Below are 24,860 nucleotides of genomic sequence, written 5' to 3'. Positions count from 1 at the left end.
TACTTTATTGTTTAATTTCAAAAGAAAAATTAAAGGGGGATATTGAATTTGCAATGTTTTCACTTTTTCCTGTAAATAAGAAAAATAGATCATAGAAAAACGAGGGCACTGGAAAATCGAAGGTTTTTCAGTGCTCTCCGATTTTTTAGAGTCTTTTTCTCTAGTTTATTTTGTCTATTTGAATCCCCGAATCTCTGTTTACAAAATGGTAACAATTACCCTTTTCTACTTGCATTGAATAGTATATTAAATTGAATTCCTATAATAGGATCAGTATACTTAGCTTAGATGATATATGAGGAGGTTTATGATGATGGAACAAGGGACAATATTGAAGGAAATTTTAAGTACATTAAAGTTACATTCAGAAAATATGGATAAGAAATTTAAACAAACGGAAAAGAAATTTGAACAAAAATTTGATCAAGTAGATGAAAGATTTAATCGTATTGAAAAGCGTCTAGATCGAATGGAGAAAAAAATGGATGGATTTCATGTAGAGATTACGGAAGCCCAAGAAACCTTAGACTTTACTGCTAAAAAAACTTTACAGCATGAGAAAAAGCTTCGTGAACTCAAACATCAATAATTTTCTGCCTATATCACCTAATTAGAGTATGTTCACCCATTCATGTTAATACCATATGTTTTGGATTTTTTATGCGTCCGTCCACAATGAAATTTCTTGCCTCCTAACATAACACAATTTTCCTTAGATTTTTAGTAAGTAAATGTTCAAACAAAATATTACCGGGCAGTAATACCTGCCCAGTGTATGTATAAATTTATAAATTAAAGCAACCGAATCCGATACTCGCAATGGCTATCACCGTTTACATTACATTTTTCTTCTTTTACCATTACCCTTCCATTGTAGAAGCGTGAAATGGCCCCTTCTAAAATTGCGCCCTCTAGATCACAAACTTTATTCCCAGGATGAGCAGGGAGTCCTTTGCAGAAACAATCATCAATTTTTACGAGATATTCATTTTCATTGGATTCCAGTACGGTTGGGATCCCAATTTTTAACTCTTGGAAATGGGAAAGTACATCGTCGATTTTATTGACAGGTAGACATTGACCAATCTTCCTTCCTACGGCCACCGTTGTGTTTTTCCCGTTCATCGGTAACCCTTGATACATTCCAATTAAGCGGACAGATCTGAAGAGTTCTAATGGGATCATGGCACCTAATCTTTTTCTATTAATCTTTTTCATGTCTTCATACGTAAATAAATCCATTATTATTTTCCTCCATTACTAAGATTTAACTCTATTTTGACAGTAGTAAAACTTAAAAACCTTGATATAGGTCAAGGTTTTTAAACAGTTTAGGAAATATTCTATAATAAATATTCTTTGTGAGGGATCCTTATGGACAATGCTATCTTAAATCAATTCCAAACCACAATTGTCATCCTAGATGAAAGAGGGACAATTATTTTCTCCAATCAAGCATTTTTAGAAAAAAGCGGTTTTTCCAAAGAAGAGGTCATGGGTGTCAACGCTGAATGGTTTATGAGCGACTTAAAATCCATCCTAATGAATCAATATGGGCAAACCTATTTGAAAACGAAAAAGGGGCAGGAAATTTCATATTGGATTGAAGTTAATCATCTTGAGGGTCAGGATCAAATTGGATTGATTTTGGCTGACATTAAAATGAGTGGATTAGATCCTTTAACCAAGCTTCCTAATCGGTACTTGTTTCAGCGGCATTTGCAAAGGGCAATTGAAAAAGCAAATGAAACGAATCAACTGTTGGCGGTATTGTATATGGATTTGGATCGATTCAAATTCATCAATGATACGCTTGGTCATACCTACGGAGATTTGCTTTTAAAAGAGGTTTCACAAAGATTAAAATCATGTATTGGTATGGGGAATATCGTTGCGCGAATGGGCGGAGATGAATTTGTATTTTTATTGACAGATTTGCAGCAGGTAAACGATGCTGATTTACGGTTACATAAAGTCCTGGCTGCCTTTCAAGAGCCTTTTCAATTAAAAGAAACAGAGATTTATGTAAATCCGAGTATCGGCATCAGCTTATATCCGTATGATGGGGATGAAATTGAATCACTCATTACGAACGCGGATACAGCGATGTATCGAGCTAAAAAACGGGGACATTATAAAGTTGAAAAAGCTAGCTTGGATTATTCGGCCGGCTCGTATGAAAAATTAATGATCGAAAATGGTTTATACAGTGCCTTAGCAAAAAATCAATTTAATCTCCATTTCCAGCCGCAGATTCAGTTAAAAAATCATAAAGTGGTGGGAATGGAAGCGCTCTTACGATGGGAGCATCCGGATTTGGGAATCATACCTCCGGCAGAGTTTATACCAATTGCTGAGGAGACCGGGTTAATTTTACCGATAGGAGATTGGGTGATCAAACATGCCTGTCAAAAAATAAGACAGTGGCTCGATTCAGGGATTCAAAATTGCAAAGTTGCGGTAAATTTATCGGCCAAGCAATTTTTACAGAATGATCTTGTCGATAAAATTCAGAATGTACTGGATGAATATCAAGTACCTGCGAATTGCCTGGAGATAGAAGTAACAGAAAGCATGATGATGTATGACATTGAATCGGCAATACATATACTGGATCAACTAAAAGAAAAAGGAATCCATATTACGATTGATGACTTTGGCAAGGGGTATTCTTCTTTGCAATATTTGCAGAAGCTCCCATTAGATACGTTGAAAATTGACCGTTCGTTTATCTTTGACATTGATACCAATCCAAGCAGTAAGGCGCTGACAAATGCGATCTCCAATTTAGCCCATGCCTTACATATGGAAGTGATTGCGGAAGGTGTTGAAACGAAAAAACAGTTAAGACATGTTCAAAAATTAAAATGTGACGCTGTCCAAGGATTTTATTACAGTAAACCACTTAGTTCGGAGGCAGCGGACCGTTATATGCTTGAAAACAATGGTGTTGAAACGATCAAGGCTTTAATCTAGTAAACATACAATGTAAAAAACGTTCTTATAAAAAAGTAAGAGCGTTTTTTATTGATTTATATGGATAATTCATATCAAAAAGGCAAGGTTAATTATGAATTTCCTGTATTTTTCGATAAAAATTGACATTATATGAAAACCTGTTATAAATTTTAGTATGACAAAAGTTTTATTACTATAGTACTATTTTTCTATTGGAGGCTATCTATGAAAAAAATCAAAATTTCAAAATCACTTCTTGTTCGAATGCTGGTTTTCCTTCTTTTCCTGTTGGTCCTACCGATTTCCATTGCAGGCTCTTATTTATATTCGGAAATAAAGAAGGATTTAACCCAAATGGAAGAAGAGCGGGTGCAGATCTCAAATCAAGCATCGCAACATTTACTAGGAAAGGCTGGCGAAAATTTACTTGGCATTATCAAATCGAATTCTCACTGGGAAGACAATCGGATAGCAGTTAAAAAGAAGGATATCAAGTGGATCAATGAAAATGTAAATTCCGAAATGGATGCGAACCCGAATGTTTCCTTTATTTCCACAACCGATCTTAATGGAAATGTCATCTCGCAGGTTGGCGATGTGAAAGAGTTCATGGGAACTTTGGCGAATAAGGGGATTGTAGAGAAATTACATAACCAGAGTGAATTTTCCGGTTTAATTGAAACTTCAAAAGGTTTAGCCGTAATTGCCGCTTCTAAAATTACGAACGAAGTTGGAGGGGCTGATCCGACCGGTATTTTAATTTTTGGCAGAATTGTTGATTACAAAGCATTAGGAGAAATTAAAGATACGCTTGAAGATGATGTTTCCTTATTAACGAATAATGGATCCATGTTATCCACAACAAAAGAGATTACGAGAAACCACTTAATTCACAATCTAGCAGAAATAAAGAAAAATCCAAAAGTAAAATTATTTGAAATATCTAGCCTTCATGCAAGCGAAAACGCCCAAATGAGTACAGCCTTAACTGATTTCTCAGGAAAATCAATTGGAGTTTTACATATCAATCAAAAACAAATCACAAGTAAAAAAGTAAAAGATCAATTATTAAACGTTAATTTTATCATTGGTTTAGTCCTTTTGGTCATGCTGATTTTATTATCCTTTATGATTTATCGTTTGATGATCAAACCAATTCAACATTTAGTTTCCATTTCTGGGGAGGTTTCAAATGGAAACCTTTCGATTGAGGTCACACCTGAAGTTAGCCGTCGCCAAGATGAAATAGGCAAACTGGGTGATTCGATGAATCAGATGATCGAAAACTTTCGAAATTTAATCAAAGAAGTGGTTCAAACAATTGAACAAGTGGCTGCTTCCGCAGAACAGCTATCCGCCAGTTCTGAACAAACCACCCAGGCAACCCATCAAATATCTGCTGCGGTCCAAGAAGTAGCGAGTGGTTCAGATCTGCAGCTTAAGGGCACCATCGAGTCTGCTCATGCAGTTCAGGAAATGGCGGAAGGAATAAAGCGTGTCGCTGAGACAGTGTCAGTTATTTCTCTTCATTCCGAACAAACGGGGAAAGAGGTACAACAAGGGAATGACTCCATTCGAAAAGCGACCCACCAAATGGGAAAGATTAATGATTCTTTTAATGAATCAGCATCAATCGTTCAACAATTAACAGAAAGTTCAAATGAAATTGCCAAGATCGCCTCATCGATTTCAGATATTGCCGATCAAACGAATCTCCTCTCATTGAATGCAGCCATCGAGGCCGCCAGAGCTGGAGACCAAGGTAAAGGGTTTGCGGTCGTTGCAGATGAAGTAAGAAAATTAGCCATCCAAACAGCCCAGTCTGCAGAACAGGTATCAAAATTGATTGAAGTAATCAAACATGAATCCGTTCACACTATGCAAGCAATGGATAAGGTAAATAAAGAAATGAATGAAGGCTTAAAGCAAATTGACCATGTTGGAAAAGTGTTTGAGCACATTCTTTCAGCAACCAATCATGTTGCTGCAGAAACCCAGGAACTTACTTCCGTATCATTGAGCATGTCAGAAAACACTGAAAAAGTGTCTTCATCTGTTGAGGAAGTAGCACAGATCGCCAATAATTCAGCAAATTCCTCAAAAGATGTAGCTTTATCGTCAAAAGAGCAATTGATTGCGATGGAAGAAATAGCTTCTGCATCAGGTTATCTTACGAATATGGCACAAAATTTAAAGAGTCTAATTAACCAGTTTAAACTTTAAATTTGGATTCTTTTCGATTAATATTTTGTTGATTCTACTAAACTTTTTTTGAAAACTTCCGAAAATTATAATAGGAATAAAAAACTTTTTATACTTTTACATGACGGAGGATAAATATGGAACAACAGAAAAGAAGCTCATCTAAGTCAAAGTGGAATAGTGCAAAAACGAAGTTAATCGCGGGCATGACCGCTGTAGCAATCGTGCCGACGATTTCCATTGCGCTGATTTCCAATACTGTCACACAAAATGTTATTCACGATCAAGTTTCAAAGACTACCCTCCAAATTACGAAACAGGCCAGTCAGAGCTTGGATTACAATATGGAAGGTGCTGCCAACCAAATTGACGTTCTAGCTCACAATCCTAATTTTACAGAGTTTTATCAAGATAAAAAGAACATCAATGGTGTAGACGAATTATTAGAGGGAACGTCAAAATCCAATAGCGATTATTCGTCTGTCTATTTTGGCACAACCAATAAGCAAATGATTCTAGCTCCAAAGGATGACTTACCAGTAGGCTATGATCCAACACAACGTGTTTGGTATAAAGCAGCCGTTGAAAATACTGGAAAGGTCACGTATAGCGAGCCGTATGTGGATGCAATTACGAATAAATTAATTATAACCCTTTCTGAGTCGGTATCGGATAAAAAGGGAAATTTGATTGGTGTCGCTGCAGTTGATATGTTCATAACCGATTTTGCGAAATCGATTAATGAGATTACAATTGGTAAGAAAGGGTATATGACGGTCATCGGTCAAGACGGAAAATTTATTTCTAATCCTGATCCTAGTAAAATTGGCAAAAGGTTTGCCCTTTGGAAGAATGTGAGTAAAGATCAAGAAGGAACCACTGAATATACATTAAATGGAATCGATAGATTTTCTGCTTATACCACTAATAAAAGAACGGGCTGGAAGTTTGTCTCCGCAATAGATCGGTCTGAAATCATCGCAGATGCGACAAGAATTAGAAATATCGGCTGGATTCTAACCGCGGTATTTGGTGTTCTATCAGCACTCAGTGCTTTAATCATTGGCAGACGGATTGCACGAAATATTCTTTCTGTTAAAGATGCAATAGAGACCGCATCAAGAGGTGATTTTACAGCCCGTGTTTCGGTTAAAACCAGAGATGAATTTAGAGACCTGGAACAAAGTTTCAATAACATGATGGAACAGTTGTCTGCTTCTCTTGGTAAAGTAGGAAATACATCGAAGACTACAACCGAAACTTCTGCACATCTATCGGTGATGACGAGAGAGGCGAATGCATCCTTGTCAGAGGTTGCGCTTGCTATTGATGAGATCGCCAAAGGTGCAACATTACAGGCGAAAAACGTACATGTAAGCTATGAACAAATGAGAGAGCTTTCAAATAAATTAGATGGAATATCTTCTGTAACAGAGGGGATGAACAGTGTTTCTGAGCGTTCCATGGAATTAAGTAATAAAGGCTTGGAACAGGTTGTATTCCTTTCTGATAAATCATTAGAAACAAAATCTTCTACAAATGAAGTAACGTCCATTGTCAAAGATGTAGAAGTACGGATGGAAGAAATCAACACGATTATTGAGGCCATTACCAAAATCACGGATCAGACCAATTTACTTTCCCTCAACGCATCCATCGAATCTGCTAGAGCAGGGGAGCATGGAAAAGGTTTTGCGGTCGTCGCAAATGAAGTGAGAAAATTAGCCGATCAATCCAAAGCATCAGCAGATGAAATCAAACGAATTGTTGATAGCATTAAAGCGGTTGTAAAAAAGGCAGTATCTGCAATGGAACAAACGAATCAGGTTGTGACCGAACAGGATGTGGCTGTAAAAGAAACGCACGCCATTTTCAACGAGATTTTATCCGCTGTTCGTGAATTAGCTGGAAGAGTGAATGATGTACAAGTATCTGTTATGGATAGCCAGCACAATAAAGATCTGGTAAATCAAGAAATGGACAGCATTACCGCTGTTTCGGAACAAACAGCTGCCGCTACAGAAGAGGTAGCGGCTTCAGCAGAACAAATCTCAGCAACGATGAATTCCTTTACAGAGCATGCCAATGGATTAAAAGATTTGTCACAGCAGTTAGACGATGAAATTAAAAAATTCAAATTAGAATAGTTGAGCATTCAAAAAAATCCCACTTTTATTTCAAAAGGTGGGATTTTTTTGTCCTATAACAGCAAAATTTCTAAACATATTTTAATATGTTCCGATTGTTACTAATGAGGCATGATATCAAAATTTGATTTAACTATCAAAAACTATAAAAATAAAGATGGGGGTACTTATGGAACAATATGGAAATACATCATCGTTCAAATGGAATAGTGCGAGAACCAAATTAATAGCCGGTATGACCGCTGTTGCATTAATTCCAACGATTTCAATCGCACTCATTTCCAATCAGGTTACGCAAAACGTGATCCATGATCAAGTTTCACGCTCAACACTCCAAATCACTAAACAAGCGAGTAAGGGCTTGGATTATAAAATGGAAGGTGTGACCAATCAACTTAAACTCCTGGTAGATAACGAGAATTTCACTGGCTTTTTCGAAAATAAGCAAAACGCAAAAAACGGATACACATTATTAGAGGATACATTAAAATCAAATGGAGAATATGCCTTTGTCTATTTTGCCTCGACGGAAAAAGATATGTTAAGTGCACCCAATACCGGGCTGCCGGACGGCTATGATCCGACCCATCAAGATTGGTACAAGAATGCGGTTAAAATGGACGGAAAGGTATATTATAGCGAGCCCTACCCTGACGAAGGTACGGGACAATTGGTATTAACGATTGCCCAGGCGGTTAAAGATAAAAGTGGAAAATTGGTAGGTGTCGCCGCCATTGACCTGGATATGGGGAACTTTTCAAAATCGATGAAGGAAATTACGATTGGGAAAAAAGGGTATATGTCGTTAATTGATCAGAAGGGAAAATTAATTTATTATCCGGATGCAAAGAAAATTGGTTCCAATTATATGACGAAGCTTGCACTTTGGAAGGATGTGCAAAATTTGAATGAAGGAAGCAGTGATTATACCTTATATGGAACAGAGAAATTCTCTTCTTTTACGACAAATGAAAAAACAGGCTGGAAATTTGTTTCGACTTTAGATCGTTCGGAAATCGCTGAGGATGCAATGAAAATTAGAAATATCGGCTGGATTCTTACGGCAATCTTTGGGGTATTGTCTGCACTCACCGCCTATATAATCGGCAGAAAGATTGCCAGAAATATTCAAACCGTAAAGGATGCATTAGAAACGGCTTCAATGGGAGATTTAACTGCTCGCGTTTCTGTGAAAACAAGGGATGAGTTCAAAGATCTGGAAGAAAGCTACAATAACATGATGGATCAATTATCGATCTCGCTTGGAAAAGTAGGTAATTCCTCAAAAACGGCGATGGAAACTTCTGCCCATTTATCTTTAATGACGAGAGAGGCGAACGCTTCTTTGTCTGAAGTTGCTTTAGCCATTGATGAGATTGCCAAAGGGGCTACACTGCAGGCTAGAAATGTAAATGTAAGCTTTGAACAAATGCGAGAGCTATCAATGAAATTGGATGGGATTTCTACTGTTACTGAGGACATGAATAGCTTTTCTGAGCGTTCCATGGAATTAAGTAATAAAGGCTTAGAACAGGTTGTATTCCTCTCAGATAAATCATTAGAAACCAAATCTTCCACGGATGAAGTGACCTCTATTGTGAAGGATGTAGAGGTACGGATGGAGGAAATCAACACGATTATTGAAGCCATTACCAAAATTACGGATCAAACCAATTTACTCTCTCTTAATGCATCGATTGAATCTGCAAGAGCAGGGGAGCACGGAAAAGGATTTGCCGTTGTCGCAAATGAAGTGAGAAAATTAGCGGATCAATCGAAGGCATCAGCGGATGAAATCAAGCGAATTGTTGATCGAATTAAAGCTGTCGTAAAGAAGGCGGTATCCGCGATGGAACAAACCAATCAGGTCGTGACCGAACAGGATGTTGCCGTAAAAGAAACGCAGGTCATTTTTAACGAAATTTTAGCAGCTGTTCGAGATCTGGCGCAAAGAGTAGAAGAAGTACAAGGATCTGTCAAGGAAAGCCAGCAAAATAAAGATTCTGTTAATCAAGAAATGGACAGCATCACTGCTGTTTCTGAACAAACAGCTGCCGCAACAGAAGAGGTAGCAGCATCAGCAGAACAAATCTCTGCTACCATGAATTCCTTTACAGAGCATGCCAATGGATTAAAAGAGTTATCCGAGCAATTGGATGATGAAATTAGGAAATTCAAATTGAAATAAATAAAATTACATTTGCCTGGCCAAAAAATGGGTCAGGCAATTATTTTACAATTAAAAATATATTAAACATTTTCCAGATTCATCCGATAATACCAATAGATATAAAGAGTTAAAGGAGGGCTGGATATGTTAGATAAATTAACCAATTCTAACAATCTATCGAATGATTTTAAAGTGAAACAGGTGGAAGCAATCTCGCAAACAAAACCAATTTCAGCGGAAAAACACGAACAGCCTGAACCGAAAGGCAATACAAGAGAAAAAACTGAAAAAGTTATCGATAGCATGAATGACTTTTTAAAAGCATCCAACACACACCTGAAATTTAAATTCCACGATGATTTACAAAAATATTATGTTGCGATTGTAGATGATACAACCAATGAGGTCATTAGAGAAATTCCTCCAAAAAAATTACTTGATATGTATGCTGCTATGGAGAAGTATTTAGGTCTTTTGGTCGATAAAAAAGCGTAATGAGAGAAGGAAACTTAATCAACCAGGAGGTGAATTCATGCATCTTCCACAAATCCGCCTGCAGCAAACCTATGCACAAATTGGCCTGCGAACCACACAACCTACCCAAGAAATTCAACAAGTTCCCGCAGATTTATCGATTAAACAGGTTCCTGCTGTGATGACCATTGACCGTCAGCCATCACGACTTGAGATCAATCAAGATCAGGCATGGAATGAATTAAATTTGAAAAGTACACCTGTATCCAGTGAGGATATGGCCGAATTCTCAAAGCAAGAAGGATTTGAAGCTATAGCTGAAATTGCCCAGGAAGGGGACCAATTCGCAGCGATTGAGAAAAAGATAGATGCGATTGTGGCAATAGCAACAGAAAAGGGTAGTCCGCCGCCGCAAGAATTCAATATTGTATTCATCCCAAGCTACGGTTCCGTCAAAATTAACTATGTACCAACAGAACTCCATATTGACTGGAAACAAGGCGGAGTTGAAATCAATTCCACCCAGCATAAACCGATTCATCAATATACACCAGGGAAAACAGAGGTTTATCTTCGTCAAAAACAACAGCTGCAAATCGACTTTATTGGCATCCATGTAAATAACCAAACCTGAAGCTTTGATTATTTTTGAAATGGTCTTTATAGAACAGGTTGCGGAAAGAAATCGAGTCTTTCCGCATTTTGTGCTTTTTAAAAGGCTGTATTGATCAAATTTACATCATCCAAAATAGGTAATGAAGAATAGGATTAGTTTTGATACAATCTATAAAGATATGATTCCTTAATGGAATTGGAACTATTTTCTTTTTTAAATGAACTAAACTTTTTTTTAGATTAACCGATATAAAAAGAGAATAGGAGGGACTGTTCATGCGAATTAATGATACGAATTATGGTTTTTATTCCTACCAAAAACAACTAAACCGTAAAAATACGGAAAATATAACGAAAAAATCTTCATCTTCTTCTGCGGAAGTGGAAATATCATCCCGCGGTAAAGAAATTTCACAAGCTGCAATGAGTGAACAAGCACAGCGGCAAAAGCGTGTTCAAGAATTGAAACAACAGATTAATAACGGAACCTATCAAGTGGATAGCAAAAAAGTTGCGGAGAAAATGATTGATTTTTGGAAGTAATATTTCTGTAGGAGGCAGCAAAAATGGAATCGCACGAAAAATTAATACAAACATTGGAAGCCATGATTGACGCCCATACACATTTACTCGATTTAGTGAAAGAGAAGCGAGCCATTCTTATTGAAGGAAATACTTTACGACTTCAGGAATTAATCCAACGTGAAAGCTCATGTGTAGGGGAAATACAAAAACTTGAACTAGATAGAAAGAATTTTGTTCAGAACTATTTAAATCAAATGGGTTTGACCAATCCATCCCCAACACTTGAGGAATTAATAAAAAACGAAAATAATCCTATTACAAAATCAACTTTGAATAAAATTTCCAAGCAATTACGCTTTCTTATCAAAGAAATTACGAATATAAATGAAAGCAACCAACAATTAATTCAGACTTCTCTTTCTTATGTTGAATACTCATTGGGTATGCTTGTACCAAAAGTACCGAACATAGGATATGGACCCAAATCAGGAAGACGGTACGCAAATCTGTTGGATGCCAAGGTTTAGGACAATTAGTATTTTTGACAAACGGAGGAAACACAATGACTTCAACCTTTCATGGCATAGAGCTGGGAAAAAGGGCTCTTTTTGCCCAGCAAACGGCTTTATCAGTTACAGGCCAAAACGTATCAAATGCCAATACAACCGGTTATACAAGGCAGCGAGCCGAGATGCAGGACGATAAAGGTCTATCCCTTCCTGGAGCAAATGGAAATAATATGCAATTAGGGACAGGTGTTGTGGTTAACAAGCTTGTCCGGTTAAGGGAAGATTATTTGGATGTCCAATATCGCGGTGAAAATCAAAATTTAGGATATTGGGATGCCAAAAGTGATACCCTCAGTAAAATTGAAGGGATTCTCAATGAACCATCTGATACTGGGCTTGCGTCGACAATGGATCAGTTCTGGAGTTCATGGCAGGAGCTTTCCAAAAACCCAGATAGTGCAGCTGCCCGTGCTGTTGTTAGACAAAGAGGGGTAGCTGTCGCTGAAACCTTTCACTATCTCTCAGATTCTTTGGATCAAATGAAGGATGATACCTTACATGTTATAGATGCTAAAGTAAAAAGTGTTAATGATATCGTCGATCAAATTGGCAATTTAAACAAACAAATTTCCAGCTTAGTTGCGAATAACTACCAGCCAAATGATTTGTATGACCAGCGCGATGTCTTAATTGATAATTTATCCAAAATCGTAAACGTGAGTGTTACCAATCATTCTAATGGGCTAGTAGATGTTGCGATTGGGACAGATTTCCTAGTGAAAGGAATCGATGTCAATAAACTTGAAGGCTTCGACCTTAGTAATGGATTAAAATATCCAGAGAACATAACCCTCAATGGAAACCCTCTACAGTTGAATAGTGGAGAGTTAAAGGGGCGAATCGAATCCTATCAAAAAACGATCCCTGAAATGCATAATAAAATCGATACGTTAGCGAAAACATTTGCAGATAGTATTAATAAAATCCATAGCAGTGGTTATCACTTACAGAATAGTGGAGGAACATTTAATGCTGTTTCCCCAAGCGATGATTTCTTTAAAGGGATTGACCCCATTACAGGAAATATTTTAGATCCCACTAAAGTTGATATTTCGGCTAAAAACATAGAAATAAATCCGGCTATAATGGATTCATTGGATTTAATCGCAGCTGCAAATGAAGGAATAACTGGAAATGGACAAAATGCTCAAGCGATCGCTAATTTGAAATTTACAGGAAATCTTGATTTCAACGGAACCACTTCCACTATTGATGACTATTATCGAAATATCATTGGTCAACTTGGAATAGATTCACAGGAAGCACAGCGTATGCAAGGGAACTCTGATGTGATTGTGAATCAGATTGATAATCGCCGCCAGTCTGTCTCCGGCGTTTCATTGGATGAAGAAATGGCCAATATGATTAAATATCAGCAGGCCTATAATGCTGCTGCACGAATGGTAACGACCATGGATCAATGTTTGGATAAAATCATTAATGGAATGGGCAGAGTCGGTCTATAGGAGGATTTTTATGAGTACGCGCGTTACACAAGGCATGCTTAATCAAAATATGTTATTTAATTTATCTCAAACCAATAAAGCCATGCAAAAATATCAGGACCAGGCATCCTCTGGTAAAAAAATAAATAAACCGTCGGATGACCCTGTTTCAGCTGTTCGCGGAATGTATTACCGTTCCTCGCTGAATGAGGTGGACCAATACAAACGCAATGCTGATGATGGAACTTCTTGGATGACTACGACAGATGATGCCCTTGATGAGGTAAACTCTGTGCTACAGCGTGTCCGGGAACTTACGGTGCAAGGCCTTAATGGGACGAATGATTCAAGTGCCCGCACGGCGATTGCTCAAGAAATTGATCAATTAAAAGAGCATCTGGGAGAGGTAGCTAATTCGCAGATTGCCGGAAAATATATTTTTGCTGGGACGGATATTAAAAACCCTCCTTATCAAACCACAACGAAAACATTTAATGGGAAGGATGGAAAAATTGATGTCCAAGTTGGGCAAACAAATAATGTGCAAATAAATGTTCAGGGGACGGATGTTTTTGGAAAGGATATTAATGGGGACGAGGGTATTTTTAAGCTGCTTTCAGATATCTCAACTGGTTTCAGTTCCTCGAATTCTGACTCCTCAGACGTTTTGGGAAAATTAGATGCTCAAATTGATAATATCTTAAAAGAACGCTCTGAATTAGGCGCACGGATAAACCGTATGGAATTAAGTCAATCACGACTAGATGATTTAGTAGTTTCAACTACAAGTCTTTTATCTAACGAAGAAGACGCAGATATGTCCCAGGTGATTATCAACTTAAAATCGGAGGAGAATGTGCAGCGTGCAGCACTATCAATCGGGGCCCGCATTATCCAGCCTTCACTTCTTGACTTCTTACGTTAATCAAAGTAAACGCGAACTGCAAATTTTGCAGTTCAATTTTTTTAAAAACTACCAATTTTGGCAAAAAACCATTAAACTGGAATTATCAATAAATTAATAGGAGTGGGAGTAAATGTATCCCAAAGTTGGCCAGAATATTGAGATTTTGATAAAAGATCGGGATTATTCCTGCCGGTCGATTATAGCGGAAATTGGGGAACACGAAATCCTGATCGCTGTTCCACTCAATCGAAGTATCATTGGAATGTTGGCAAGCGGGACTCAAATCGATGTCTTTTTTTTGGAGGAGGAAAACCAATATAAATTCCAAACCGAAATCATCGCAAAAACAAAAGATACGAAAATCCCTTTATACAGGTTAACAAAACCGAAAGAGAATGAGATTATCCGAATCCAGCGCAGGGAAAATTTTCGAGTCAACAGCAATTTACGCCTAATTGTAAATGAAAAGGAATTAGTCACCATCAATATTAGTGTAGGCGGGTTGCTATTTTCGGATGAAATGGATAATATTCTAGAGATTGGTGACGAGATTTCCGGAACCCTGTATATTCCAAACCCCCAAAACAAGGATTTTGATCCGATTACTTTCAGTGGAATGATTAGACGAGTAAATTTGATAGAAAAACCGGAAAGAAAAAACATTGCTGTTGAATTTACCAATTTAACGCAGCGTGATCAAATGAAAGTTATTCAGCATTGTTTCGAAAAACAAAGACAAATGCGATTGGTTGAAAAAGACAGACGCAGATAAAATGGATCCTACTAAAAAACTCTTCTTTTTAAAAGAAAGAGTTTTTTTAGTAGGAAATCAAAATAAATAGAGTGATTTAAGTATAATATATTTACAAATCTTTACATAATTAATATAATTATAGTGTAAAGGAATACTTTACCAAAATAAATTTTGTTTGATATACACCCAAAAAGATTTCAATCAGTGCGAATACATATATTAGAACCTATACTCAACATCAAAATTTTTCAAAATTATTTTCGATTTGAAAATTGTCATATTCCAAGATAGGTACATTTTCATTCAATTAATTAGGAGGTATTGGGATGGGGTTAAAAACTGCACTATTCGAATTGAAACAAGCTGTAAGGAATCATGAAGGATATCAAACAGATGAAGCTTTCCTACATAATCTGGAGCATGATCATAAAGTAAGGCCTGGAACTTTGGTTTATTATTTTAATCATTTTCAGATGATGGGGATGAATAAAGAGGATGATCAAACCCAGCCGTCAGATGAGTCTAAAAAAGTGAACCGAAAGTGGAGTAAGAACGAAATTGAATTTATGTTTCAATATATTAAGGAACGGCAAGAAGAGGGAGCATTGAATATAACGGAAATATTGGAGGAACTTGCTGAACTTTTTGACCGAGGCTATCAATCTGTAAATTATAAATATTATTCACTTCTAAAGAAAAAAGAACAGAAAGAAGCCCGCATCTTAGAGCCCCTGCATGTTACCACCATTCCGTATAATGAAGTTCCGGTTGTCTCCACTGAAGTCATTCCCAAAACATCACCAGTATCTAAAAAGAACCATCACCAAGATGATGATTTGCTAGATGTTTTATCCGGATTGATTTCAAACATCCAACAACTTCCAGGGATTCATTTAAATGAACTTTTAAGAAGTCTTTTTCAGCTTACCAATATGGCCCTGCAGAATCAGGAAGAAGTTCAGCAAATTGAATATCTTAGATCAGAATTTCATCATGAAAAAGAAGAACTGAGGGAAAAATTATTAAAAAAAGAACAACAATTGCGCCTTGAGAAAAAGCGGAATGATGAATTGCAAATAGAAGTTTCAAAGCTGGCAAAAGAAATAAATGCATTCAATAAATTGGGAGATGCAGCCAAAATACAAAACCTAAAAGCCTACAATCAAAGGCTAAACTACATTATTGACGGGTTTGGAATTGTTGTTCAAGTAGGTAGTTAATCTAAAAAAGGCTACTCCAATAATAATTGGAATAGCTTTTTCTTTTAAGTGGGATTTTTTTGATGAAAACTTAAACTTTTTTTAAAAGTATCCGATAATTAATACAAGGAAGAACTGGATTAGGAAGGAGCAATTTAATCATGACTTTAAGAAATCCTTATCAAGCCTATCAAAAACAGGCTGTCACTACATCAAAGCCTGAAGATTTGACATTGATGTTATTTCAGGGAATGGTCAAATTTATTCGCTTGGCTAAAAATTCTCTTCAAAATAAGAATTTAGAAGAATCTCATAAATATAATTTAAGGGCCCAAGATATACTAAGTGAGTTAATGGTATCCTTGAACAAGGAATACGAGATTTCTGCATCCTTACTATCCTTATATGACTATATGAAAAACCGTTTAATTGAAGCGAATCTAAACAAAAGTATGGATATTCTTGAGGAAATTGAAGGTTATGCAGTCGAATTAACAGAAACATGGTCAACAGCCATGAAACTAAATAAAACGAATATGCAGGGATCATAATGGATGAAATGATTTCAATGGTTTATGAACTGACAATTGAAATGGAACGGAAGCTGAACAGCGGTGACTTTGAGGAGTTTGAGATCTTATTAAGCCGCCGCGGCAACATGATGATGAAGGTCGAATCCTTTAAAGCAGATTACCCTGATTTTAAATATTCTTCAAAATTTATCAAAACCATAAAAGATACTCTTTCTCTTGACGACCAGCTTACCTCACAGCTGAAAGGGAATATGAATGAAACTCAATCAGCTCTCAATCAAATCAAAAGGGATCGACAAATATCAAAAAAATACCTGCCATATATCAATCAAACAAGTGGGGTATTCTTGGATCGGAAAAACTAATATTAGAATATGTTAAAAAAATAAAATAACTTTATGATAAATTGCGTGACTATGCATTTTTTTATTTGCGTGGTCACGCAATTTATTTTATTTTTCCCGCAATGTTTTTTCGTTAGAACGCATTGTGTTTTCGGTTAAATCTTTCCATTTATCATTTAAAATAAGAATATGATGTATTTCGACATACTTTGCATCTGTAATGTTCGGATAGTTATGAAAATGGTACCAGGCTTTCATTACTAGCTTTAATTCAGTCAAAGAAGACGAAAATATCTTTCACAATAAGTTTAATAAAGAGGAAGATTTTTCATGAAGCTGCAAAAAACGACAAAAAAAGATAATCAATCCCTTGGGAAGTTATATCAATTTATCGACTATAAAAAGAGGAAGCCATTTTTCAGAAAGCCGATTAAAATCTTAATGGGCAGCCCAATCAATGAGACTTTTTATATGGTAGAAAACATTGTGTACGAAGGGAAGCAAATTCTTGCCTTAAAACAGGAGAATAACCTCAATACGATTGTTTTAGTGGAGGCCAAAATTGAGGATGGACAACTAAAACAGGTATCAAGGATTTCGAATGAATTTTTAAGTGAAATACAAGGGTTGTTTAAAAAAACAATTTAAGAATAATGTCTTTGTCGAAACTTACTGCAAATGAACAGCATCAACAGACACCCAATTAATACGTGGTCACTTATTTCAGTAGGGTGGTCACGCTTTTTTTATAGGTAAGAATATGCAGGTATTTTGCTACTAGATCATTACATAATCGCGAAAGGGTGTATTACTTTGAAAATAGATGATAATTGGTTTCTTAATTCCATTCTAGTAAACACTTTATCCCAGTCAGCAAAAACACCCTCTCAGTCCATGCCCACAGGCAACTTGAGCGGTGCTCTTTTTTCAGCCATTTTAAATCAATTTTTAGACCAAATGCAAGCGGAAACAACTTACCAATCTGTGGGTCAACCTTCGCTTCCATCGATGATTTCGACTTCTGCCCCATTAACCGGGCAGCCAGTGTTTAGTTCGTACATACCCAATCAAGTTCCATCGATCACTCCAGATGTAAATAATCAAAAACTGCCTATTGGCGGTAATGACTCGCTCCGGTTTCAAATGGTGAATCCAGAAAAACTAGATCAAGTACTTGATGGGAAATTAAAAGGTATGGGAGAGGTTTTTGTTCAGGCAGGGCAGCAATATAATATCAATCCAGCATTACTGGCAGCCATTGCGCAACATGAATCAGGTAATGGAACATCCCATGCGGCCGTAATTAAAAATAATATTGCGGGAATGATGGGGGTCACTGGATTAAAGTCGTATTCCACTATCGAAGAAAGTATCATGGATATGGCCCGTAATTTAAGTAAGAATTATCTGGGCAACGGTTTAAACAGTATTGCTAAAATTGGCGCTAAATATGCCCCCCAAGGTGCAGCAAATGACCCAACAGGACTTAATAATTATTGGGTTTCTGGCGTTTCTCGTTATTTTAACCAGATTAGAATTGAGGAATATTCTGCTAATCTGAAAAAAATATAGATTTAAACCCATTTTTTGTAGTATATTGTTGAAGAATGTAAAAATTATTTTGATATTTATCAAAAACTATCAAAAGGAACCTTGTAGGTAAAAAGGAGTGAACCCCCGTGAATAATATTAACCTATTACAATCTGCATTAGATGCTTCTAGTTTACGCCAACAAGTTGTTTCTAATAATATTGCAAATGCAGAGACTCCCGGTTATAAATCGAAACAAGTAGTTTTTGAGGATGTTTTGAAGCAGCATTTAGCTGACCAAATGAATTTTACAGGAAAACGCACAGATCCCCATCATTTAGTGATTGGGAATTCTCCAGGTGTGATACCTGCCCCCCAAACAATCGAAGATACCGGAACAGTTATCCAAAATAACGGGAATAATGTGGATATTGATAAAGAGATGACCCTTATGGGAAAAAATGCGCTCTGGTATGACACTCTTTCACAACAGGTTAATAGTGAATTTCAACAATTATCCATTGCCATTACCGGAAGGAGTTAGGGGAAATGTTTGATTCTTTAAATATAAGTGCGTCTGCATTAACAGCAGAGCGTCTGCGGATGGATGTAGTCTCTTCGAATATTGCAAATGCCTCATCAACTAGAGCTAAAATGGTAAACGGAAAGTGGGAGCCGTATCGCCGCAAAATGGTTACGATGGAACCAAGGGAAAACTCTTTTAATTCAGTATTAATGGGAAAAATGCAGGAACAATCCCAGGCACAATCCTCCCTGCAGGGGGTAAGAGTGACGGGAATTGTCGAAGATCAAACCCCATTTAATATGGTATACGATCCAAGCAACCCGGATGCCAATGCGAACGGATATGTGATGATGCCGAATGTTGACTTGTCAAAAGAAATGGTCGACCTTCTTTCTTCATCGAGGGCGTACGATGCGAATGTTACCGCCTTTAATACAGGAAAATCAATGATGTTAAAAGCCTTAGAAATCGGGCGTTAGGAGGTACATAAATGAATGTATCAGGGATTAACAGCGGATTTATCAAACTAAGTCAAAATCCAGTTCAAACTAAACCAAAAACTTCCTTTGCCGATGTTCTTCAAGGATATTTAGGGAATGTAAATGATACTGTTCAACAGGCATCTAATCTAACCGCACAAACGGCAGCAGGAATGGTTGATAATGTACATGATGTTACGATTGCATCGCAAAAGGCGAAATTAGCATTGGAACTGACGGTTACAGTTAGGGATAAGGCTGTGGAAGCTTACCAAGAAATTATGCGGATGCAAATTTAAAGAATGATGATATGCTGGGCAGGGTGAGAAATGAACCGATCATGGATAGATCAACTTAAACAAACAAAGGACAAATTTAGTACATACTGGGCAGCGCGCAGCAAGAAGCAAAAGTGGATGATCATTGGTACCTTCTTATTTCTTTTTGTTTCCATTTCTATCTTTATATTTTTTGCATCCCGTCCTCAATATGTACCATTGTATACAGGTCAATTGACCCAGCGTGAAGTTGGGGATATTAAAGCGGAGTTAGATAAAGAAGGATTTACAAATTATAAAATATCTGATAGCGGAACCATGTTGTCCGTTCCCCGTAAAGATGCGCCGGATTTATTAGTCAATTTAGCTTCAAAGGGATATCCAAAGGACAATAAAATTAACTATGATATTTTTGGCCAGAATCTCTCATTTGGTGCCACAGATCGTCAATATAATATTCTTGAACGTGAAGCTATGCAAAATGAAGTAGCAGAAGTCATTAAACATGTTGATGGGATTAAAAATGCAGATGTTATTTTGACATTGCCTGATAATTCTGTGTTTGTAAAACAAGATCAAGGCCAGCAAGCCAGCGCATCTGTTATGGTCGATGTGGAACCAGGAGTACAATTAACTTCGCAGCAAATAAGGGCTCTTTACACCCTTGTCTCTCGCAGCGTGCCAAATCTTCCAATTGATAACATCACGATTATGAACCAGTATAGTGAGACCTTAGCATTGGAAAATTCGGATAGTGAAGACCAAACATTGGATCAATATGATAAACAGCAAAAGATTCAGCGGGATATTCAACGTGATATTCAGCAAAATCTTCAAAGTTTGCTAGGAACGGTTCTAGGAACCAATAATGTCTATGTCCAGTCTTTTGTCAAAATTAATTTTGATAAAGTCAAAACCGTAGAGAAGTTGGTAAAGCCGACTGATCAAAATAATAATGGGATTGTCATTAGCTCAGAGAAGATTTCCAAATCCTCTACCGGTAAAGGAGCAGACTCTGGCGGTGTCACGGGAACGGGTTCCAGCGATGTTCCTGGATATACCGGTTCCAACTCTGGCGGGGAAAGTTCTTATGAAGAATTGCAAAATAGAGTCAACTATGAAGTTAATCGAATTAATAATGAAATTTTAAAAAGTCCGTACCAAATTGAGGATATTACGATCAATGTCGGAGTTGAACCTGACCCTTCTTCTCCTAAAAAGATACCGAAAGCGACATTAGCGAATATTCGTAACATTGTTTCTAATACGGTACGAACGGCACTTGGTCATCCGAATTTATCCCAGCAACAGATTGACCAGCGTATTACCATTTTCCCTCATACCTTTGCAGCCAATGCTGCGCTAAGCAACGCATCAAATGGTCATCCAATTTTAATTGGAAGCACAATCGGTGCCGGTTTGTTAGCAGCGGGGGGACTAGTATGGTGGCTATTGCGCAGAAGAAAACAAAAGCAACTGGAGCAAGAGGAGGAAATGAATTTTACTTCTCCGCCTGTTGCAGAGACTGATTATTTTACAGAGCAGGAAATGACTGTAGAAAATCAATTGCGAAAATTGCTGGATAAAAGACCTGAGGACTTTTCTAAGATTATTCGAACATGGCTACATGAAGAGGAGTTGTAATTTTTCATGTCTACATCATTAAAGTTGAACGGAAGGCAGAAGGCAGCAATTTTGCTTATTTCAATGGGAAAAGAAGCTTCATCGAAGGTTTTTAATTATTTGCCAGATGAGGAAATTGAACAGCTTTCCCTGGCAATCGCCAATATTAATAAGGTTGATCCTAAAGAAAAAGAAGAGGTTTTAAAGGAATTTCATGAAATGTGTATTGCGCAGGATTACCTTGCAATGGGTGGAATTGCTTTTGCACAGGAAGTTCTGGAGCAGGCATTGGGGAAAGATCGTGCAAAACAAATTATTCAGAAATTAACGGTACAGCTTCAAGTGAAGCCTTTTGAGTTTGCGCGCCGAATTGATCCAATGGAAATCTACCACTTTTTGCAAAGTGAACATCCGCAAACGATCGCACTCGTTTTAGCTCACTTAGAGCCACAGCAGTCATCTATGATTCTCTCATCACTCCCTGAGGCGTTACAATCCGATGTTGCAAGACGGATTGCTTTATTAGAACAAACCTCACCGGATGTGATCAAGGAAGTCGAAAATACATTAGAACAAAAACTAACGGCTACGATCCGTGAAGACTTTAGTGTGGTGGGAGGAATTGATTCCATTGTCAGCATTCTTAATGGAGTGGATCGCGGTACGGAGAAGAGCATCTTAGAGGACTTGGCCAAAAAGAATCAGGAATTAGTACAGGAAATCAAGCAACGGATGTTTACTTTTGAGGATATCCTTAATCTTGATCGCCGTGCCATTCAGCGTGTCATTCAGGAAGTGGATAATCAGGATTTACTCCTTGCATTGAAGGCTGCCAGTCCGGAAGTTAAAAAGGTTATATTTGAGAACATGTCCGGGCGGATGGTTGAAACGTTTGAAGAAGAATTGCAATATCTTGGACCAGTTCGAGTCAAGGATGTTGAAGAAGCCCAGGGAAGAATTGTTTCCGTTATTCGTCGTTTAGAAGACATAGGAGAAATTGTGATTGCCCGAGGTGGAACCGATGATGTCCTATTCTAAGGTTTTTAAAGCCTCCCATCTTTCTATAGGAAATGAAGTAAAAGTTATTACCCAGCCCTTTATTGTTGAAAAAAATAAACCAAATGATGAGAACCCGCTCTCTATTGATGATGAGAAGGTTTATGGAAATCAATTGATTGAAGAGGCCGAAGCAAAAGCTCAAGCGATTATTGCCCAAGCAGAGCAAAATGCCCATTCGATCGAAACAGTGGCAGCTGAAAAGATTAACCAGTGGTGGGATGAAAATCATCTAAAACTTGATGAAATGTCAGCTGAAGTTAAACAACAAGGGTATCAAGAAGGATTTGAGCTGGGGAAACAAGAGGGAGAGACTTTCGTCCTGAAAGAATATAATGAAAAATTAGCTCAAATTCAACATCTGCTGCAACAGGCCTATGAAGAAAAAGAGGCCATAATCGCTGAAGCAGAACCATTTTTACTGGAATTGAGCTTTGCGATTGCTTCGCAAGTTATTAAACAAGAATTAACGAGTTACCCTGAAAAATTTGTTGAGTTAATTAAACAGAATATTCATCGTGTCAAGGAGAAGGAAGCCATAACCGTATGTGTTCACCCAGATGATTTCGAGTTTGTTCAATCCGAGCGAAAGCACCTATTGGCTGTTGTCAACGGTGAAACTGAAATCAAAATTATCCCTGACCATTCCGTATCACCGAAGGGATGTATGATCCGTACGGCCTATGGAAGTGTGGATGCACGAATTGACACCCAATTGGAGGAAATTAAAAAGGTCGTTTTAGAGGCAAGAAGGGAGCCGGAACGTGAAACTATCAGCTGAAAACTATGTTAGGCTTATTCGCGGTATTGATCCGGTAAGGGTAAATGGGAAGATTACACAAATTATTGGACTTACCATTGAATCTCAAGGCCCTGATGTCAGAATTGGCGAACTTTGTTCCATTTATCCCTCTCAATCTGAAACACCGATCCAAGCTGAGGTAGTAGGAATTAGGGAAAACAAGGTTCTTTTAATGCCCCTTGGCGAAGTTCGGGAAATAGGACCCGGCTGTGACGTGGTGGCAAGCGGAAAACCATTGGTCGTAAAGGCCGGGACCCAACTGTTAGGAAGGGTTTTGGATGGTTTGGGCCAGCCTATTGATGGGAAGCCCCTGCCACTCGGTCTAGATGAGGTGCCTACCCATGCGGTCCCTCCAAACCCGTTAAGCAGGCCGAGGATTCACTCCTCCTTAGGTGTCGGTGTCCGAGCCATTGATGGCTTGCTGACAATGGGAAAGGGACAAAGGGTCGGGATCTTTGCAGGTAGCGGGGTTGGAAAAAGCACGCTGCTTGGAATGATTTCAAGAAATACGACAGCCGATGTCAACGTGATTGCCTTAATCGGAGAACGCGGACGGGAAGTGCTTGATTTTTTGGAGCAAAACTTGGGAGAAGAAGGTTTAAAAAAATCAGTTGTGATTGTTGCAACATCTGACCAACCAGCCTTGATTCGAATTAAAGGTGCGTTAACCGCTACTTCGATTGCTGAGTATTTCCGTGATCAAGGCAAGAATGTTTTGCTCGTCATGGATTCAGTTACACGATTTGCGATGGCGCAGCGGGAAATTGGTTTAGCGATAGGGGAACCGCCTACGACCAAAGGATATACGCCATCCGTGTTTGCCATGCTTCCCCAATTGCTCGAACGTGCCGGAACTGGGCCAAGAGGAACCATTTCAGCCATTTATACGGTTTTAGTAGATGGTGACGATATGAATGAACCGATTGCGGATGCAGTTCGTGGAATTTTAGATGGTCATATCGTTCTTAACCGAGCCATTGCAGGGAAAGGAATTTTTCCCGCCATCGATGTGTTAAACAGTGTGAGCCGGGTTATGACCGAAATCACTTCCAATGAACATATCACTGCTGCACGTCATTTTAAAAGATTGCTAGCTTCCTATAAAGAGGCGGAAGATTTGATAAATATTGGGGCATATAAAATGGGCTCTAATCGCGATATTGATTTAGCGATAAGGTTAAAACCTCAAATCGACCAATTTTTGCAACAAGGGATATATGAACCCTCCCAGCTAGAGGATACCGGATCCTTTTTAATTTCACAGTTTGGAGCGATGATTGGATGAAATTTGAGTTTTCTTTTCAAAAAATACTTGATTTTAAAGAAAAAGAGAAAGAAACGGCCAAACAGGAGTTTGGTACCTCCAAACTTCGGGAAGTAGAGCTTCAAGAACAAATGGAAGGGCTTGAGTTAGAAAAGGAAAGGGTTTTCAATCAATACAATGAAGTGAACCGGAAAACGGTATGGGAAATCTTGGAGCTGCAAAACGAAATCGAACATGTAAACCTGCAAATGAAACAGTTGGAGCATCAATCGCAGCAAATTCAACAGCAAGTAGAACGAAATCACCAGATCCTGATTGAAAAAACAAAGGAAGCAAAAATGTGGGATCAATGGAGGGCTAAATCAAAGGCAGCTTTTCAAAAACAATTGGATCAAGAAGAGCAAGCCATGTTAGATGAAATGGCTGTATTACGATATTCCCGGAGAATATAGGAGAGAT

At 37.8% G+C, this 24,860-nt stretch carries 27 protein-coding genes; 25 read left to right on the top strand and 2 right to left on the bottom strand.

Annotation, left to right across the window (positions count from 1 at the left end; translation table 11 throughout):
* Positions 1-310: 310 nt before the first annotated feature.
* Positions 311-589: a hypothetical protein gene (locus tag J2Y67_RS16890; protein ID WP_310175997.1), complete on the top strand. Its 279-nt coding sequence runs from the start codon at positions 311-313 to the stop codon at positions 587-589.
* A gap of 203 nt (positions 590-792) precedes the next feature.
* On the opposite strand, the gene J2Y67_RS16885 is transcribed toward J2Y67_RS16890, so the two are convergent.
* Positions 793-1,242 carry a V4R domain-containing protein gene (locus J2Y67_RS16885; RefSeq protein ID WP_310175996.1) on the bottom strand — a complete coding sequence of 150 codons (450 nt, stop codon included), beginning with the start codon at positions 1,240-1,242 and terminating at the stop codon, positions 793-795.
* A 132-nt stretch (positions 1,243-1,374) separates the two neighbouring features.
* Between J2Y67_RS16885 and J2Y67_RS16880 the strand changes: the two genes are divergently transcribed.
* The 14 genes from J2Y67_RS16880 to J2Y67_RS16815 all read left to right on the top strand — a co-directional run bounded on the left by J2Y67_RS16880 (position 1,375) and on the right by J2Y67_RS16815 (position 16,863).
* Positions 1,375-2,976 (top strand): sensor domain-containing protein, encoded by a 1,602-nt coding sequence (locus J2Y67_RS16880; protein WP_310175995.1) that lies wholly within the window; start codon positions 1,375-1,377, stop codon positions 2,974-2,976.
* 207 nt (positions 2,977-3,183) lie between these two features.
* Entirely contained in the window at positions 3,184-5,181 is a 1,998-nt protein-coding gene (locus J2Y67_RS16875; protein WP_310175994.1) for a methyl-accepting chemotaxis protein, read from the top strand.
* A 116-nt stretch (positions 5,182-5,297) separates the two neighbouring features.
* On the top strand, positions 5,298-7,307 hold the full coding sequence (locus J2Y67_RS16870) for a methyl-accepting chemotaxis protein (protein WP_310175993.1): 2,010 nt from the start codon (positions 5,298-5,300) through the stop codon (positions 7,305-7,307).
* A gap of 169 nt (positions 7,308-7,476) precedes the next feature.
* Complete coding sequence (locus tag J2Y67_RS16865; protein WP_310175992.1) at positions 7,477-9,495, top strand: methyl-accepting chemotaxis protein; 2,019 nt, start codon at positions 7,477-7,479, stop codon at positions 9,493-9,495.
* A 126-nt stretch (positions 9,496-9,621) separates the two neighbouring features.
* Positions 9,622-9,972 carry a flagellar protein FlaG gene (flaG, locus tag J2Y67_RS16860; RefSeq protein WP_310175990.1) on the top strand — a complete coding sequence of 117 codons (351 nt, stop codon included), beginning with the start codon at positions 9,622-9,624 and terminating at the stop codon, positions 9,970-9,972.
* A 37-nt stretch (positions 9,973-10,009) separates the two neighbouring features.
* Positions 10,010-10,585, top strand: a complete 576-nt coding sequence (locus J2Y67_RS16855; RefSeq protein ID WP_310175989.1) for a DUF6470 family protein — start codon at positions 10,010-10,012, stop codon at positions 10,583-10,585.
* Between the two features lie 257 nt (positions 10,586-10,842).
* Positions 10,843-11,109 carry a flagellar biosynthesis anti-sigma factor FlgM gene (gene flgM / locus J2Y67_RS16850; RefSeq protein ID WP_310175988.1) on the top strand — a complete coding sequence of 89 codons (267 nt, stop codon included), beginning with the start codon at positions 10,843-10,845 and terminating at the stop codon, positions 11,107-11,109.
* A gap of 23 nt (positions 11,110-11,132) precedes the next feature.
* Positions 11,133-11,618, top strand: coding sequence for a flagellar protein FlgN (locus J2Y67_RS16845; protein WP_310175987.1), 486 nt, complete (start codon positions 11,133-11,135; stop codon positions 11,616-11,618).
* A 35-nt stretch (positions 11,619-11,653) separates the two neighbouring features.
* Positions 11,654-13,126 carry a flagellar hook-associated protein FlgK gene (gene flgK, locus J2Y67_RS16840; RefSeq protein ID WP_310175986.1) on the top strand — a complete coding sequence of 491 codons (1,473 nt, stop codon included), beginning with the start codon at positions 11,654-11,656 and terminating at the stop codon, positions 13,124-13,126.
* Between the two features lie 10 nt (positions 13,127-13,136).
* Positions 13,137-14,030: a flagellar hook-associated protein FlgL gene (gene flgL, locus J2Y67_RS16835; RefSeq protein ID WP_310175985.1), complete on the top strand. Its 894-nt coding sequence runs from the start codon at positions 13,137-13,139 to the stop codon at positions 14,028-14,030.
* Between the two features lie 112 nt (positions 14,031-14,142).
* Positions 14,143-14,784 (top strand): flagellar brake protein, encoded by a 642-nt coding sequence (locus tag J2Y67_RS16830; protein WP_310175984.1) that lies wholly within the window; start codon positions 14,143-14,145, stop codon positions 14,782-14,784.
* A 308-nt stretch (positions 14,785-15,092) separates the two neighbouring features.
* Entirely contained in the window at positions 15,093-15,986 is an 894-nt protein-coding gene (locus tag J2Y67_RS16825) for a hypothetical protein (protein WP_310175983.1), read from the top strand.
* A 140-nt stretch (positions 15,987-16,126) separates the two neighbouring features.
* Positions 16,127-16,516, top strand: coding sequence for a flagellar export chaperone FliS (gene fliS / locus J2Y67_RS16820; RefSeq protein WP_310175982.1), 390 nt, complete (start codon positions 16,127-16,129; stop codon positions 16,514-16,516).
* The gene (locus tag J2Y67_RS16815; protein ID WP_310175980.1) at positions 16,516-16,863 is read left to right on the top strand and encodes a flagellar protein FliT; all 348 of its coding nucleotides are present in this window, start codon (positions 16,516-16,518) and stop codon (positions 16,861-16,863) included. The genes fliS and J2Y67_RS16815 overlap by 1 nt, the downstream gene beginning before the upstream one ends.
* Positions 16,864-16,950: 87 nt before the next feature.
* Here J2Y67_RS16815 and J2Y67_RS16810 read toward each other — a convergent pair whose 3' ends face one another.
* A complete protein-coding gene (locus J2Y67_RS16810; RefSeq protein ID WP_310175979.1) occupies positions 16,951-17,100 on the bottom strand; it encodes a hypothetical protein in 150 nt (49 codons plus the stop codon).
* A 72-nt stretch (positions 17,101-17,172) separates the two neighbouring features.
* Between J2Y67_RS16810 and J2Y67_RS16805 the strand changes: the two genes are divergently transcribed.
* The 10 genes from J2Y67_RS16805 to fliJ all read left to right on the top strand — a co-directional run bounded on the left by J2Y67_RS16805 (position 17,173) and on the right by fliJ (position 24,853).
* Positions 17,173-17,490, top strand: coding sequence for a hypothetical protein (locus tag J2Y67_RS16805; protein WP_310175978.1), 318 nt, complete (start codon positions 17,173-17,175; stop codon positions 17,488-17,490).
* A 165-nt stretch (positions 17,491-17,655) separates the two neighbouring features.
* Entirely contained in the window at positions 17,656-18,414 is a 759-nt protein-coding gene (locus J2Y67_RS16800) for a glucosaminidase domain-containing protein (RefSeq protein ID WP_310175977.1), read from the top strand.
* 107 nt (positions 18,415-18,521) lie between these two features.
* On the top strand, positions 18,522-18,917 hold the full coding sequence (gene flgB / locus J2Y67_RS16795) for a flagellar basal body rod protein FlgB (protein ID WP_310175976.1): 396 nt from the start codon (positions 18,522-18,524) through the stop codon (positions 18,915-18,917).
* 5 nt (positions 18,918-18,922) lie between these two features.
* Positions 18,923-19,378, top strand: coding sequence for a flagellar basal body rod protein FlgC (gene flgC, locus J2Y67_RS16790; RefSeq protein WP_310175975.1), 456 nt, complete (start codon positions 18,923-18,925; stop codon positions 19,376-19,378).
* An 11-nt stretch (positions 19,379-19,389) separates the two neighbouring features.
* On the top strand, positions 19,390-19,677 hold the full coding sequence (fliE, locus tag J2Y67_RS16785; protein ID WP_310175974.1) for a flagellar hook-basal body complex protein FliE: 288 nt from the start codon (positions 19,390-19,392) through the stop codon (positions 19,675-19,677).
* A 30-nt stretch (positions 19,678-19,707) separates the two neighbouring features.
* Positions 19,708-21,300, top strand: coding sequence for a flagellar basal-body MS-ring/collar protein FliF (gene fliF, locus J2Y67_RS16780; protein WP_310175973.1), 1,593 nt, complete (start codon positions 19,708-19,710; stop codon positions 21,298-21,300).
* A 6-nt stretch (positions 21,301-21,306) separates the two neighbouring features.
* Positions 21,307-22,317: a flagellar motor switch protein FliG gene (gene fliG / locus J2Y67_RS16775; protein WP_310175972.1), complete on the top strand. Its 1,011-nt coding sequence runs from the start codon at positions 21,307-21,309 to the stop codon at positions 22,315-22,317.
* Positions 22,292-23,116 carry a FliH/SctL family protein gene (locus J2Y67_RS16770; protein WP_310176044.1) on the top strand — a complete coding sequence of 275 codons (825 nt, stop codon included), beginning with the start codon at positions 22,292-22,294 and terminating at the stop codon, positions 23,114-23,116. Before fliG ends, J2Y67_RS16770 begins: the two co-directional genes overlap by 26 nt.
* The gene (gene fliI, locus J2Y67_RS16765) at positions 23,100-24,422 is read left to right on the top strand and encodes a flagellar protein export ATPase FliI (protein ID WP_310175971.1); all 1,323 of its coding nucleotides are present in this window, start codon (positions 23,100-23,102) and stop codon (positions 24,420-24,422) included. Before J2Y67_RS16770 ends, fliI begins: the two co-directional genes overlap by 17 nt.
* The gene (fliJ, locus tag J2Y67_RS16760; protein WP_310175970.1) at positions 24,419-24,853 is read left to right on the top strand and encodes a flagellar export protein FliJ; all 435 of its coding nucleotides are present in this window, start codon (positions 24,419-24,421) and stop codon (positions 24,851-24,853) included. Before fliI ends, fliJ begins: the two co-directional genes overlap by 4 nt.
* Positions 24,854-24,860: the final 7 nt, after the last annotated feature.

The organism is Neobacillus niacini, from assembly GCF_031456445.1.
Taxonomy (GTDB): Bacteria; Bacillota; Bacilli; order Bacillales; family Cytobacillaceae; genus Neobacillus; species Neobacillus niacini_I.
The sequence above is the reverse complement of the archived record's forward strand: the minus strand, read 5'-3'. Positions and strand labels throughout refer to the sequence as shown.

What these genes read in the sequence shown, in the direction of transcription:
- J2Y67_RS16890 (WP_310175997.1), top strand. Translation starts at nt 311, where the DNA reads ATGATGGAACAAGGGACAATATTGAAGGAAATTTTAAGTACATTAAAG.
- J2Y67_RS16885 (WP_310175996.1), bottom strand. Translation starts at nt 1,242, where the DNA reads ATGGATTTATTTACGTATGAAGACATGAAAAAGATTAATAGAAAAAGA.
- J2Y67_RS16880 (WP_310175995.1), top strand. Translation starts at nt 1,375, where the DNA reads ATGGACAATGCTATCTTAAATCAATTCCAAACCACAATTGTCATCCTA.
- J2Y67_RS16875 (WP_310175994.1), top strand. Translation starts at nt 3,184, where the DNA reads ATGAAAAAAATCAAAATTTCAAAATCACTTCTTGTTCGAATGCTGGTT.
- J2Y67_RS16870 (WP_310175993.1), top strand. Translation starts at nt 5,298, where the DNA reads ATGGAACAACAGAAAAGAAGCTCATCTAAGTCAAAGTGGAATAGTGCA.
- J2Y67_RS16865 (WP_310175992.1), top strand. Translation starts at nt 7,477, where the DNA reads ATGGAACAATATGGAAATACATCATCGTTCAAATGGAATAGTGCGAGA.
- flaG (WP_310175990.1), top strand. Translation starts at nt 9,622, where the DNA reads ATGTTAGATAAATTAACCAATTCTAACAATCTATCGAATGATTTTAAA.
- J2Y67_RS16855 (WP_310175989.1), top strand. Translation starts at nt 10,010, where the DNA reads ATGCATCTTCCACAAATCCGCCTGCAGCAAACCTATGCACAAATTGGC.
- flgM (WP_310175988.1), top strand. Translation starts at nt 10,843, where the DNA reads ATGCGAATTAATGATACGAATTATGGTTTTTATTCCTACCAAAAACAA.
- J2Y67_RS16845 (WP_310175987.1), top strand. Translation starts at nt 11,133, where the DNA reads ATGGAATCGCACGAAAAATTAATACAAACATTGGAAGCCATGATTGAC.
- flgK (WP_310175986.1), top strand. Translation starts at nt 11,654, where the DNA reads ATGACTTCAACCTTTCATGGCATAGAGCTGGGAAAAAGGGCTCTTTTT.
- flgL (WP_310175985.1), top strand. Translation starts at nt 13,137, where the DNA reads ATGAGTACGCGCGTTACACAAGGCATGCTTAATCAAAATATGTTATTT.
- J2Y67_RS16830 (WP_310175984.1), top strand. Translation starts at nt 14,143, where the DNA reads ATGTATCCCAAAGTTGGCCAGAATATTGAGATTTTGATAAAAGATCGG.
- J2Y67_RS16825 (WP_310175983.1), top strand. Translation starts at nt 15,093, where the DNA reads ATGGGGTTAAAAACTGCACTATTCGAATTGAAACAAGCTGTAAGGAAT.
- fliS (WP_310175982.1), top strand. Translation starts at nt 16,127, where the DNA reads ATGACTTTAAGAAATCCTTATCAAGCCTATCAAAAACAGGCTGTCACT.
- J2Y67_RS16815 (WP_310175980.1), top strand. Translation starts at nt 16,516, where the DNA reads ATGGATGAAATGATTTCAATGGTTTATGAACTGACAATTGAAATGGAA.
- J2Y67_RS16810 (WP_310175979.1), bottom strand. Translation starts at nt 17,100, where the DNA reads ATGAAAGCCTGGTACCATTTTCATAACTATCCGAACATTACAGATGCA.
- J2Y67_RS16805 (WP_310175978.1), top strand. Translation starts at nt 17,173, where the DNA reads ATGAAGCTGCAAAAAACGACAAAAAAAGATAATCAATCCCTTGGGAAG.
- flgC (WP_310175975.1), top strand. Translation starts at nt 18,923, where the DNA reads ATGTTTGATTCTTTAAATATAAGTGCGTCTGCATTAACAGCAGAGCGT.
- fliE (WP_310175974.1), top strand. Translation starts at nt 19,390, where the DNA reads ATGAATGTATCAGGGATTAACAGCGGATTTATCAAACTAAGTCAAAAT.
- fliF (WP_310175973.1), top strand. Translation starts at nt 19,708, where the DNA reads ATGAACCGATCATGGATAGATCAACTTAAACAAACAAAGGACAAATTT.
- fliG (WP_310175972.1), top strand. Translation starts at nt 21,307, where the DNA reads ATGTCTACATCATTAAAGTTGAACGGAAGGCAGAAGGCAGCAATTTTG.
- fliJ (WP_310175970.1), top strand. Translation starts at nt 24,419, where the DNA reads ATGAAATTTGAGTTTTCTTTTCAAAAAATACTTGATTTTAAAGAAAAA.